This is a genomic window from Streptomyces sp. NBC_01622 (assembly GCF_045209635.1).
GTDB lineage: Bacteria > Actinomycetota > Actinomycetes > Streptomycetales > Streptomycetaceae > Streptomyces.
On record NZ_CP109293.1, the window covers coordinates 5,173,352 to 5,186,025 of the forward strand.

General features: G+C 69.8%; 12 protein-coding genes and 1 pseudogene. 8 read left to right on the top strand and 5 right to left on the bottom strand.

The window, feature by feature from the left end; genetic code table 11:
* Position 1 precedes the first annotated feature (1 nt).
* The gene (locus tag OH768_RS23340; RefSeq protein ID WP_406456559.1) at positions 2–502 is read left to right on the top strand and encodes a hypothetical protein; all 501 of its coding nucleotides are present in this window, start codon (positions 2–4) and stop codon (positions 500–502) included.
* A 34-nt stretch (positions 503–536) separates the two neighbouring features.
* Here OH768_RS23340 and OH768_RS23345 read toward each other — a convergent pair whose 3' ends face one another.
* On the bottom strand, positions 537–1,217 hold the full coding sequence (locus tag OH768_RS23345; protein WP_406456561.1) for a pentapeptide repeat-containing protein: 681 nt from the start codon (positions 1,215–1,217) through the stop codon (positions 537–539).
* Between the two features lie 83 nt (positions 1,218–1,300).
* On the opposite strand from OH768_RS23345, the pseudogene OH768_RS23350 reads away from it, so the two are divergent.
* Together OH768_RS23350 and OH768_RS23355 are read left to right on the top strand one after the other, a co-directional pair.
* Positions 1,301–2,073 (top strand): annotated as a pseudogene (locus OH768_RS23350) (zinc-binding dehydrogenase).
* Between the two features lie 59 nt (positions 2,074–2,132).
* On the top strand, positions 2,133–3,635 hold the full coding sequence (locus OH768_RS23355; protein ID WP_406456563.1) for an MFS transporter: 1,503 nt from the start codon (positions 2,133–2,135) through the stop codon (positions 3,633–3,635).
* Positions 3,636–3,813: 178 nt separating this feature from the next.
* Here the strand turns inward: OH768_RS23355 and OH768_RS23360 are convergent, their stop codons facing one another.
* On the bottom strand, positions 3,814–5,220 hold the full coding sequence (locus OH768_RS23360; RefSeq protein WP_406456565.1) for an NAD(P)/FAD-dependent oxidoreductase: 1,407 nt from the start codon (positions 5,218–5,220) through the stop codon (positions 3,814–3,816).
* A gap of 9 nt (positions 5,221–5,229) precedes the next feature.
* Positions 5,230–5,883 (bottom strand): rhomboid-like protein, encoded by a 654-nt coding sequence (locus OH768_RS23365; RefSeq protein WP_406465409.1) that lies wholly within the window; start codon positions 5,881–5,883, stop codon positions 5,230–5,232.
* Here OH768_RS23365 and OH768_RS23370 point away from each other — a divergent pair.
* From OH768_RS23370 to OH768_RS23385, 4 genes are all read left to right on the top strand, one after another.
* Positions 5,882–6,814: an aminoglycoside phosphotransferase family protein gene (locus OH768_RS23370; RefSeq protein WP_406456567.1), complete on the top strand. Its 933-nt coding sequence runs from the start codon at positions 5,882–5,884 to the stop codon at positions 6,812–6,814. The two genes, OH768_RS23365 and OH768_RS23370, sit on opposite strands and share 2 nt — an antisense overlap.
* A 115-nt stretch (positions 6,815–6,929) precedes the next feature.
* A complete protein-coding gene (locus OH768_RS23375) occupies positions 6,930–8,180 on the top strand; it encodes an MFS transporter (RefSeq protein ID WP_406456569.1) in 1,251 nt (416 codons plus the stop codon).
* Positions 8,177–8,653 carry a GNAT family N-acetyltransferase gene (locus tag OH768_RS23380; protein WP_406456571.1) on the top strand — a complete coding sequence of 159 codons (477 nt, stop codon included), beginning with the start codon at positions 8,177–8,179 and terminating at the stop codon, positions 8,651–8,653. The genes OH768_RS23375 and OH768_RS23380 overlap by 4 nt, the downstream gene beginning before the upstream one ends.
* A gap of 112 nt (positions 8,654–8,765) precedes the next feature.
* Positions 8,766–9,728, top strand: coding sequence for a DUF4037 domain-containing protein (locus tag OH768_RS23385; protein ID WP_406456573.1), 963 nt, complete (start codon positions 8,766–8,768; stop codon positions 9,726–9,728).
* A gap of 145 nt (positions 9,729–9,873) precedes the next feature.
* On the opposite strand, the gene OH768_RS23390 is transcribed toward OH768_RS23385, so the two are convergent.
* Complete coding sequence (locus OH768_RS23390) at positions 9,874–10,773, bottom strand: helix-turn-helix transcriptional regulator (RefSeq protein WP_406456575.1); 900 nt, start codon at positions 10,771–10,773, stop codon at positions 9,874–9,876.
* A gap of 81 nt (positions 10,774–10,854) precedes the next feature.
* Positions 10,855–11,475 carry a DUF5994 family protein gene (locus OH768_RS23395; RefSeq protein ID WP_406456577.1) on the bottom strand — a complete coding sequence of 207 codons (621 nt, stop codon included), beginning with the start codon at positions 11,473–11,475 and terminating at the stop codon, positions 10,855–10,857.
* Between the two features lie 174 nt (positions 11,476–11,649).
* Between OH768_RS23395 and OH768_RS23400 the strand changes: the two genes are divergently transcribed.
* Positions 11,650–12,651, top strand: coding sequence for an acyl-CoA desaturase (locus tag OH768_RS23400; protein ID WP_406456579.1), 1,002 nt, complete (start codon positions 11,650–11,652; stop codon positions 12,649–12,651).
* Positions 12,652–12,674 lie beyond the last annotated feature (23 nt).

The following is a 12,674-nucleotide window of genomic DNA, read 5'->3' on the forward strand; positions in this document are numbered from 1 at the left end:
CGTGCTCGACATCGGCTACGCCCTCTCCAACCGCTTCCCGGACCCCCCGCAGACCGACTACCGGCGCGCCGACGTCCACGCGCTGCGGCACGACCTGTTCTGCGGTGACGTGTATCTCGCCGACACCAAGGCGGACCGGGAGGTGGCCACGGCCTGGGGCTGGGTGCCGGTGCTCGACTTCGCGTGGGCGCTGTGCGACATCGTGGAGCGGATCGACCAGGACCCGGCGGGTTCGCGGGCGTCCCGCCCGCAGCGGGCGGAACTGGACTTCACCGAGTCCACGGACCGGATGCTCTTCGAGCGCCGCTTCGGCTGGGTGGACGTGGAGGCCGACTGGATGCGGCGCGACGAGGAGCCGCTGACCTTCTCGCACACCGAACTCCGCCGCGAGGCACGGGACTTCCTGCACGATCTGATCGCCGACCTGGTCGACATGCACGACGACCTCGGCGAGAACCCGGCGATCTGGACGCTGCAGGCGCGCTTCCCCAGGGTGTCCTGAACCACCGGACGAGCCGGAGGGTACCTCTGATGGTTCACCCCTCCACCCGAATCCCCATCTGCACCGCCAACACCGGCGCCAGATCCAGCAGTTGCCCCATGCTGATCACGGCCCCCGAAAGCCGATCCACTCCCCGCGCGATCTCCAGCTCGGCCGCCCCGCGCAGATCCACGTCCGTGAACGTCACCCCCGTGAAGTCCACCCCTTTCAGCGCGCAGTCCACGAACTCGACCCGCTCCAGCCGGGCATCGAGGAAGTCCGGCTCCACGAGCACACACCCCTCGAAGACGACGTCCCGGAGCCGCGCCTTGCGCAGATTCAGATAGTCGATCTTCCCGCCCCGAATCACCACCCGCTCCAGCACGGCACCGTGCAACTGCACACCCCCCATCCTGGCGTCGATCACCTCGACATCGCGCAGGGTCGACTCCGCGAGGTCGGTGCCGACACCCCGTACGCCGGTGAGGACCGAGTCCAGTACGCGGGCGTGATGCAGCCGCGTCTCGTCCAGCGCGCAGCCCGTCAGCGCGCAGTCCATGAAACGGGCGCCCCCGCCGTCCTGCCCGGCGAAGTCCGCGTCCCTGATCTCCAGCCCGTCGTAGTCCCCGTCCGGCTCCAACTCCCCACCGCTGTAAGCCTCCAGCGTCGGCAACCGCACCTCCGGCCGCCGCGCCCCCTTCACTCCACCCGTCCCACCAGCCGCTCTCCTCGCCATGCCCCCATCCTGCACCCCACCACTGACAACGAGGCCGCCGGACACTTGACCTCAAGCACGCTTGAGGTCGAAGAGTGACCCACATGCATGCCATACGACTCCACACCTTCGGCCCCGCCGACAACCTCACCTACGAATCCGTCGACGCCCCCTCCCCACGATTCCCGGCCGCGAGGTCGCCGGAGTGGTCGAGTCGGCCGTGGTCGATGTCGACCGGGTGCACGAGATCCCCGCGAACCTGGACTTCGCACAGGCCGCGGCCATGATCGGAACGGGCCGTACGGTGATGGGAATCGTGCAGTTCAGCGAGCTGAGCACAGACTCCGTGGCCATCGTCCCGGCCGCCGCCGGAGGCCTGGGCACCCTCCTCGTCCAGTACGCCAAACGCGCCGGTGCCACCGTGATCGGCCTCGCGGGCGGCCCCGAGAAGACAGCCCTCGCACGGGCGAACGGCGCCGACCTGGCCGTCGACTACACAGCCCCGGAGTGGCCGGAGAAGGTGCGGGCCTGGCTGGGCGGCCGGCACACGACGGTCGTATTCGACGGCGTCGGCGGAGCCATCGCCCGAGAGGCCGTGGCGTTGCTCGGGTCCGGCGGTCAGCACATCGTCTTCGGATGGTCGAGCGGAGAACCGTACGAAGTCGAACGAATATCCGAACGAGTACTGGGCCCCGCGATGACGCAGAAGGCCGGCGGACCGAGCCCCGTCCGAACCCTCGAACTGCGGGCACTCACCGAGGCCGCCGAGGGCCGACTCGTACCGGCCGTACAGCGCTTCCCGCTGTCCGCAGCGGCGGACGCGCACCGGGCGCTGGAAATGCGACGGACAACCGGAAAGGTGGTGCTGGAGCCATGAGCACGTCGAAGCAATCACCCAGGGATGCGATACATGCTGATTCATGGTCTTCTGAGCAGATGAGCGTCGCTCGAACAGGTGAATCAACGGCCGCGGAACCCGACCCCCGGCGCTGGTGGGGCCTGGTGATCATCGCTCTCGCCCAGCTGATGGTCGTCCTCGACGCGACGATCGTGAACATCGCGCTCCCCTCCGCACAGCACGACCTGGGCATGTCCGACGGCGACCGCCAATGGGTCATCACCGCCTACACCCTCGCCTTCGGCGGCCTGCTCCTGCTGGGCGGCCGGATCGCCGACCTGGTGGGCCGCAAACGGACCTTCATCATCGGCCTGATCGGCTTCGCCGGCGCCTCCGCACTGGGCGGCGCGGCCACCACCTCGGGCATGCTCTTCGGCGCCCGAGCCCTCCAGGGCGCCTTCGCCGCCGTACTGGCCCCCTCCGCGCTCTCCCTCCTCACCACGACCTTCACCGACCCGAAGGAACGCGGAAAGGCCTTCGGGATCTACGGCGCGCTCGCGGGCAGCGGTTCGGCGATCGGCTTCATCGCGGGCGGCCTGCTCACCGAGTACCTGAACTGGCGCTGGTGCCTCTACGTCAACATCCCCATCGCGGTCATCGCCGTCTTCGGCGCCTTCGCCCTCCTCCACGACCGCCCCGGCCACACCGGCGCCCGCCTCGACGTACCCGGCGCACTGCTCGGCTGCGGCGGCCTGGTCGCGATCGTCTACGGCTTCAGCGAGGCGGAATCACGAGGCTGGACGGACTCACTGGTACTGGCCCTGTTCGCCGCAGGCGCGCTACTCCTCACGACCTTCGTCTGGTGGCAGACGAGGGCACCCAGCCCCCTCCTCCCCCTCCACATCGTCAAGGACCGCAACCGGGCCGGCTGCTTCCTCACCATGGGCCTGGCAGTCATCGGCATGTTCGGCATGTTCCTCTTCATGACCTACTACCTCCAGGTCATCCTCGACTACTCCCCCGTAAAAACCGGCATGGCCTTCCTCCCCCTCACGGTCGCGATCATCATCGGCTCAACCCAGATCTCGGCCCGCCTGATGCACCACGTTCCACCCCGCACCCTGATGGTGCCGGGCGCGGTCCTCGCCGCAGCGGGCATGTCCTTCTTCACCCGCCTGACCGTCCACTCCTCCTACACCACCGAACTCCTCCCCGGCCTGATCCTGATGGGCCTCGGCATGGGCCTGATCTTCATGCCGGTCTTCGCCACAGCCACCGCCGGCGTAGCCCCCCAGGACTCGGGCGTGACGTCCGCAACGGTCAACACCTCCCAGCAAGTGGGCGGTTCGATCGGCACGGCCCTCCTCAACACGATCGCCACCACCAGCAGCACGGCCTACATCACCGCCCACCTCCACAACCCGGCCCAGAAAGCCCTGATCACCAGCAAGGGCATCGTCCACGGCTACACGGTCGCCATCTGGTGGGCCGTAGCCGTAATGCTCCTGGCAGGCCTGGTAGCGGGCCTGATGGTGACAGCACGAGCACCGAAGCACAACGCACCGGCACAGGCACCGGTGAACGCGGAGTCGGTGAACTGATCAGCCGCGTACGGCGCGAAGGTGACGTGTCGGGGGGTGTCCGCCCGCAGCGGTTGGCGCGTCAACACCGCCACACTCTTGAGACACCGATTCCGCGCCGTTCCGAGGACGGACACCCCCCGACACGGCACCGACCCACCACAAACCGCAGGCGAACCACGCACCGCACCCGCAGGACTCAGTGGCGCCCGGCCACCCGATCCGCGAACTGCGCCAACCGCGACGACTCCGCACTGTGCCCGGTAAGTTCACGCCGGTCAGCCGCGCGATAGGTCGCGTACATCCCCTGCACCCCCAGCCAACGGAACGGCTCCGGCTCCCACTTGCGCACCTTGTGGCCGACCCACGGAAGGCCGGTGAGATCAGTAGCGCCACCCTGCCCGGAGTCCAGCCGGACCAGATCCCGCAACGTCCGCGCGGCGAGGTTGGTCGTAGCAACCCCCGAGCCGACGTAACCCCCCGCCCACCCCAGCCCCGTAGACCGATCCAGCGTCACCGTCGCACACCAATCCCGAGGCACCCCGAGCACCCCCGACCACGCATGCTCCACCCGCACCCCGACCAGCGACGGAAAGAACCGCACGAGAATCTCCCGCAACGCCTCGATCGTCGCAGCCTGCGTCCGCCCGTCGTTGTCGGTCTTGGACCCGAACCGATACGGCACCCCACGCCCACCCAACGCGATCCGCCCATCGGCAGTCCGCTGCGCGTACATGTACGCGTGGGCCATATCGCCCAGCGTCTCCAGCCCACCCCACCCCACCGAAGCCCACTGCTCTTCACTGAGCGGCTCGGTAGCGATCATCGAGGAGTTCATCGGCAGCCAGGTCCGCCGCTGCCCCTTGAGACTCGCGGTGAAGCCCTCGGTGCACCGCAGGACATAGGGCGCACGCACACTGCCGTAAGGCGTGACAGCGCACCGGGGCCGAATCTCGGTCACAGGCGTCGACTCATAAATGACAACCCCCAACGCCTCGGCTGCCGCCGCCAGCCCCTTCACCAGCTTCACCGGATGCAGCCGAGCCCCGTGCGGCGTCCACGTGGACCCGACCGCGTCCGCAACGCGAATCCGCTCGGCGGTCTCGCGGGCGCCGTACAACTCCCGGTCCTTCTCGCCGTACGACAGCTCGTGCTCGTGAAATGCCTTCAGCCGAGCCAACTGCGCAGGCGTACAAGCGACTTCGAGCACGCCACCCCGATGGATGTCGGCCTGGATCCGTTCCGCCTCGGCAACCTTCACGACCTCGGCAACGGTGTCGTTCATGGCCTTCTGCAACCGTACGGCGGCTTCCTGACCATGGAGTTTCGCGTACCGGTCCCGCCCCGCGATCCCGTTGTACAGCCACCCGCCGTTCCGCCCCGAGGCACCGTAGCCGCAGAACTTCTGCTCCAGAACGGTGACTCGAAGAGAAGGATCGGCCTTCTTCAAGTAATAGGCGGTCCACAGCCCCGTGTACCCACCGCCGACGATCACGACGTCGGCGGAGGCGTCACCGGCGAGGGGTTCCCGCCGCGAGGGAAGCCCATCGTCCGCGTACCAGAAGGAGACCCCACCGTTCACGACACCGCTTGCCGAGCTGCTCATATCCGCACGCTAACCCCTGAAGGCGGCCACTGTCTCCTTCGGATTCCATGCTTTTCCGCAGCCCCTGACCAGCGGATAACACGCCAGACCGATCGCCATGGAGGTGAAATGCCCGAGATCGGCGAGCGTCCGATGGGTCGCCAAGGGCACCCCATAAACCACGAGCACAACCACCAGATACAGATACCGCCAAGGCACGGCGATCCGATACACCAGCACCCCCACCACCCCCGCCAGCGCGTAACTCACCCCGATATCAAGGGTGTCAAGAGACGACTGCGGCGCCATCCCATTCTCCACGGCCCACAACAGCGCCCCCTCGCTGATCAGCGAGGCAAGCACATGCGCGGCCACACACACCATCAGCCACCGCGCCGTCCCCAGCCACCGCTCCGCCTGCGCGTGGAACACCGTGTAGAGCACGGCGTACGGCAGCCAGCGCCCCCCGGCGATCCACATCGCGCTCGCGAACAGCACCCGCACCGGGTTGTTGGACAACTCGTGGATGTTGGTGGACCGCTGCCGCAGGAACTCCTGCTCGAACTCGGGCGACATGTGGTGCATCGCGACGGTGGTGACAAAGAGAATCCCCAGCCAGACGTAGGTGCCGGGGGCGCTGCGGACGTATGTCCACACCCTGTGGAGGCCCCGGATAATTCGCATGAGCCGATTCACGCACGCAAGTATCGTCCGAGACGTGATCGACATTCCGGCCGGACTAGCCGCCTCCCAGGAGAGATTCAACGGCGAGGCCGGACGAGCCTTCGTAGCCGCGCTCCCGTACCGCACGGCCGACTTCATGTCCCGCTGGTCGCTACGGCTGGACGGCCCCTCCCGCCACGGCATGTGCGCCCTGGTCCTGCCCGTACTGCGCGCCGACAACACCCGGGCCGCGCTGAAACTCCAGTACCTCGACGAGGAGACGGCCGGCGAACCGATCGCACTGCGCACCTGGGCCGGCGAAGGCGCCGTAAAACTTCTGAAGCACGACACCGAAACCGGCACCCTGCTCCTGCAACGTCTGGATGCGACCCGCGCCCTCACCCATGAACCGGACACCCGCGCAGCGACCCTCGTCATCGCCCGCCTCCTGGCCCGCCTGACGACGGTATCCGCACCGCCGGAGCTGCACCGACGCCTCGGCGAAGTGGCTGCGGCCATGCTTGAACGGACCCCCGCCGCCCTCCCCCGCATCCCGGACCCGTCCGACCGCCGCCTGATCGAGGACTGCGCGGCTGCGGTACGCGAGGTGGCGACGGAACCGGGCGACAGGCTGCTGCACTGGGACCTGCACCACGACAACGTCCTGGGTGTAGGCGATGGGGACCGCGGCCCCTGGCTGGCGATCGACCCCAAACCTTTGGCGGGCGACCCCGGTTTCGAACTCTTCCCGGCCCTGGACAACCGTTTCGACCCCGACGAAATCCGTTGGCGTTTCGACGCGATGACCGACGTGATCGGTGTCGACCGCGCACGGGCACGGGCCTGGACACTGGGCCGGGTACTGCAGAACACACTGTGGTCGCTCGAGTCCGACAGACCACCGGCACCGCACCACCTGGAGATCGCACGCCGCCTGCGCACCCCACGCTGACAGCCGGTACAACCACCGATTGTGCCTTCACGGCGTGTCGGTTGTTTGCCGTCACCGTCCCCCACTCGCTTGGATACCGACGACGGTCGGCCAACGGGTGTCCAAAAGGAGCGGAATGACGGGCAGGCGCACGCTGGGTCGGCAGTTCGGTTGGCTCTGGGCGGCGTTCGCCGTCAGTTCGTACGGCACCGGCCTCGGCTTCGGCGCCTTCTCCGTGCTGGCGATCCTCGTACTGCACTCCGGCCCGACCCAGGTGGCGGTACTGGCCGCCTCGGGCCGGGCGGTGGGCTCACTGATCGCGGTGCCGCTCGGCCCCTGGGTGGAGTTCCGCCGCAAGCGACCGGTGATGATCGCGATGGACCTGACCCGTTTCGCGGCCCTGCTGAGCATCCCCGTCGCGTACGCGCTCGGCGGGCTCACCTTCGCCCAACTCCTCCTCGTCTCCATCACCGTCGCCGCCGCGAACATCGCGTTCAACGCGGCGAGCGGCGCGTACCTGAAATCCCTCGTCCCGCCCGAGGACCTGCTCGTGGCGAACGCCCGCTTCGAGTCCACGACCTGGACCTCCACCATGCTCGGGCCGCCGCTCGGCGGAGCCGCGATCGGCCTGCTCGGCCCGGTGACGACCGTGGTGGCCGATGCCACGAGCTATCTGCTCTCGGCCCTCGGCATCCGTGCCATCGGCGGAACGGAACCACACCCCGAGCGAACCGGCGCACCGAGACTGCGAGCCGGTGACCTGCTCGACGGATGGCGCTACATCCTCGCCCACCCCACCCTGCGCCCGCTGCTCCTCAATGCGATGACGGTCAACGGCCTGATCATGGCCTCCGAGCCCTTGCTCGCCGTACTCCTGCTGGGCCGTCTCGGATTCGCGCCCTGGCAGTTCGCGCTCGCGCTCGCGGCCTCCTCCGGCGCCGGCGGCTTCGTCGGCTCACGCCTCGCGCGCCCGCTCGCGGCCCGGTTCGGACAGCACAGGGTGCTGCTGACCTCCGGGACGCTGCGCGCGTGCTGGCCGGTCGGACTGGCGTTCGTCGGGCCCGGGGTCCCCGGGATGCTCCTCGTCGCCGCCCTCCAACTCTCCATGGTGACCTGCATCGGCGTCTTCAACCCCCTCCTCGCCACCGCCCGCCTCACCCGCACCGCCCCCGATCGCGTGGCCCGCACGCTCACCGCATGGTCGGTCAGCACCAGCGCGGCGATCGCGCTGACGACGGCCGCATGGGGATGGGTGGCCGCGGCCACGACCCCCCGCACCGCGATCGCACTCGCCGGGGTCCTCCTCCTGGCCAGCCCGCTCCTCCTCCCCCGGCGCGAGCCCGCCGAGCGGGGCATGGACCCGAGCCCGTCTACCCTCTCCGCATGATCCGCACCGCGAACCCCACCGACATCCCCGTCATCCACGCCCTGATCCGCGAACTCGCCGCCTACGAAAAGGAACCCCAGGAGGCGAGGGCCACCCCGGAACAGCTCCACGAAGCCCTCTTCGGCGAACAGCCCGGCGCCTACGCCCACATCGCGACCGACGACACCACCGGCGAACCGGTCGGCTTCGCGCTGTGGTTCCTCAACTTCTCGACCTGGCGCGGAGTCCACGGCATCTACCTGGAGGACCTGTACGTCCGCCCGACCGCCCGCGGCACCGGTCACGGCAAGGCCCTCCTCACCGAACTCGCCCGCATCTGCGTGGCCCGCGGCTACGAACGCCTGGAGTGGTCCGTCCTCGACTGGAACCGCCCCGCGATCGACTTCTACGAGTCACTGGGCGCCCGCCCCCAGGACGAATGGACGGTGTACCGGCTGACGGACGGAGCACTGAACACACTGGCCGAGAGCTGACCGCACTGGCCGGAACCTGACCGCTCCGGCCGGGAGTTGAGGAATGGCTGCGTAAATTCGCACACACGATCATGCCCGGACTGGGCAGGGTCCCCGCATGAGCTTCACGAATATGCCAACTTTCTTACCGGGCCTCGAACTCTCCCGCCGTTTCTACACAGAAACCGTCCGTCCCCTCCTCGAAGAGACCGCCCCCGACCTCCCTCACTCCGCCGCCCGCATCGGCGGCGGCTCCGAGGTCCTCGGCTACGACACCCCCCGCTCGCGGGACCACACCTGGGGCCCGCGCCTCCAGCTCTTCCTCCGCGCCCGGGACGTCCCCCGGCACGCGGGCCGTATCAGACACCACCTCGCCGAACACCTCCCGAGAACCTTCCACGGCCACCCCACCCACCACTGCGTCGAAGTCACCCACACCACCGCCTGGTTCACCGACACCCTCGGCTTCGACCCGACACACGGCATAGCCTCCGCCGACTGGCTGGCCACCCCCACCCACCTCCTCACGGAGGTCACGGCGGGCGCGGTGTTCCACGACGGCCTCCACCAGCTCGGCCCCCTGCGCCACACCCTGCGCTGGTACCCCCACGACATCTGGCTGCACGTCCTGGCCCGCCAGTGGCAGCACATCACCGAACGCGAAGCCTTCGTCGGCCGCTGCGGCGAGGTGGGCGACGAACTGGGCTCCGCCATGAACGCGGCCCACCTGACCCGCCACCTGATGCGCCTCTGCCTCCTCATGGACCGCCGCTACCCGCCGTACGACAAATGGCTGGGCACCGCCTTCGCCCGCACGACGGCCGGCCACCGCCTCACCCCGGTCCTCACCGCCGCCCTGGCCGCCACGGACTGGCAGACCCGCGAGAAACACCTCTCCTACGCCTACGAAGCCGTGGCGGGCATCCACAACGAACTGAACCTGACCGACCGCGTCGACCCGACCACCCGCCCGCACAGCTCCGGCCCGTTCCGCGTCCTCCACGCAGAGCGCTTCACCACCGCCCTCCTCGCCCGCATCACGGACCCGGCGTTGAGGGAACTACCCGACTACAGGCACCCTGGCCGACCCCGCTGATCACGCTCCACCGCTCGTCGATGGCGGTGTCGCCGTACAGGGCGGGCAGGTCGGTGCGGTGGAAGACGAACGGCGGTTCCACGCAGTGGCAGGCGCCGAGCGCGCCGCCGAAGGCGGGCGAGCGCCAGGCGAACTCACCGGGAAGTCACGTCGAGACTGCCGTCGGGGTGTCGATGTCCAGCAGGGCCGGAGCCGGGATGTCGGACCGGGCGAGCAGGGAGAGCGCCGCCGCGGACGCGGTGTCGGCGCCCGCCGTGGCCACGACGATGCGCTGCCCGTCCTCCTGGGGGACGGGCAGGGACTGCAGGTTGAGCTCCATGCGGCCGACGACCGGATGGTGTATGCGGTACGTCGCGAGGGCCCACTTCCTGACCCCGTGCTCGGCCCACATCGTGGCGAACTCCGGGCTGTTCATGGTCAGTTCGCCGATGAGCGAGGCCAGCCGGGGATCGTCGGGGTGCTGCCCGGCCGCGAGCCGGAGCTTGCCGACCACGTTCCTGGCCTTCTTCGGCCAGTCCAAGAACAGGTCCCGGGTGTGCGCGTCCAGGAACACCAGCCGCGCCATGTTCGGCCGCAGGTCGGGCTGTTCGGGGATCAGCGCGTCCAAGTGCCCGGCGAACAGGGCGTGTCCGGTGCGGTTCCAGGCCAGTACGTCGCTACGGCGGCCGAGCACGAGCGCGGGTGCGTCACCGAGGGCGGCGAGGAGCTGCCGGGTGGCGTCGCCGACCCGCTCCGGCGCGGGCCTGCGCCGGGTGGTGACGCGACGTGCCGCGCCGGCCAGATCATGCAGATGGGCGCGCTCCACCTCGTCGAGACCGAGGGCGCGGGCCAGCGCGTCCAGGACCTCGGGCGACGCGTTGAGCGAGCTGCCCTGTTCAAGTCGCGTGTAGTAGGACAGCCCCACCCCGGCGAGCCGCGCCAACTCGTCCCGGCGCAGCCCGGGCACCCGCCTGCGCTCCCCGAAATCAGGGATCCCCACATCGGCCGGCCGCAACTGGGCCCGACGTGTCCTGAGGAACTCCCCCAACCGCGGCTTCCTGTTCATGGCCCCGAGTATCGGGCAACGGAATGCCGCACAGCCTGCCCCTGCCAGGGGCAGGCAACGGGACGTCGGCCCCGACTCGGCTCACCCGGGGACGGGGAAGTCGTTCACGGCGGTCGCGGCGGCGCCGTCCCGGCCCTCGTCCCGGCCCTCGTCCGCGGCGATGAACGCGCTCGCGGTCAGCGGCGGGCCGTCGTTGCCGGACGCGGCGGCCATCAGGCGGGCCGCCGACTCCGCCCCGGTCTCCGGCGGGATGATCAGCAGGTCCCGGCGACCGTTGTCGTAGGAGAGCAGCAGGAGCTTGTGCGGGTCGAACTCCGTGAACCAGCCGGCCTTGACGACGTGACCGTCCACGGGAACCTTGCGGGGGATGTCCGGCCAGTACGTCGGGTTGACGGCGATGCGGGTGATGCGGCCCCACAAGGGGTCCAACACGGCGGCCAGGGAGGGCAGTTCGCTCAGCAGATCCCGGGAGCGGGGCCACCACGCACCGTCCAGGAGGCCGGGGGCGGCACCGTCGCTCTTCAGGGCGAGCCGGGCGGCCGGGGCCGCGCCGGGCCGGGGTCGCGGGAGGGTGGGTTGCACGGTCGCCGACATGATGCGTACCCGTCTCCGGGCCGCCTCGGCGGCAGCACGGGTTTCGTCTCTCGCCGAGGACGACCCGGTGCGGAGGCCGGTGTGCGAAGTGCCCTCAGTACTGTCCACGGTACTCCGCGCTCCGGGGCCGGCCCGTTCCGGAGCGTACGGGAGTACGGTGGAGCAACCGAGGGCTCTTGACGTGCCGGTGTCCGGTCCGGCGTCCTGTCCTCGCGTTCCCTTCCCAGGGGCAGCCCGTGACCCCGGCCGCGCCATCCGCACCGACGGCCGAGGAGCCCCGCCATGTCGATCCTTTCCACCCCGTCCACGACGGACGTCCCGACGGGCACCGACCCGCCGCCCCCGGCGTACGACGGCACCTCTCCCTTCCCGGACGACGGCCCGCCGCCCGTGCGCGACGGCGCCGCGCGGATATACGTGAGCATCACGGCGGTGATCGTCGTGCTGCCGTTCGTGGGGCTCGGCCTGGCCGGCTGGCTGCTGTGGGGGCGGCTCGTCCACCCCGTCGACATCGTGCTCGCGGCCGTCCTCTACACGATCACCGGCCTCGGCGTCACGGTCGGCTTCCACCGCGGGCTCACCCACGGCTCGTACCGGGCCGACCGTCCCCTGCGCATCGCGCTCGCGGTGGCCGGGTCGATGAGCTTCCAGGGCGACGTCATCGGCTGGGTCGCCACCCACCGCCGCCATCACGCCTTCACCGACCGGCCCGGCGACCCGCACTCGCCGTACCGCTACGGCACCCATCTGTGGGGCCAGTTGCACGGGCTGGCGGACGCCCACGTCGGCTGGCTGTTCCGCAACGAGCAGACACCGCCCGAGCGTTACGCCCCCGACCTCCTCGCCGACCCCGGCATCCGGGCCGTCTCCCGCGCCTTCCCATGGCTGTGCCTGCTCACCCTCGCCCTGCCGTTCGGCCTCGGCTGGGCGATCGGCGGCAGCTGGCTGTACGGCGTAACCGGCCTGCTATGGGCGGGACTTGTGCGGATCGCGCTGCTCCACCACGTCACCTGGAGCGTCAACTCGCTGTGCCACATGATCGGTGACCGCCCCTTCCGCACCCGCCGCCACGACCGCGCCACCAACCTGTGGCCGCTGGCCCTGCTCTCCTTCGGCGAGAGCTGGCACAACCTCCACCACGCCGAGCCCACCAGCGCCCGCCACGGCGTCGACCGCGGCCAGATCGACCCGTCGGCCGCCGTCATCCGCCTCTTCGAACGCGCCGGCTGGGTCCACGACGTGCGCTGGCCGACCCCGGACCGGGTCGCGGCCCGCCGCGCCTGACGTCGAACCACTCGTCCACGCAA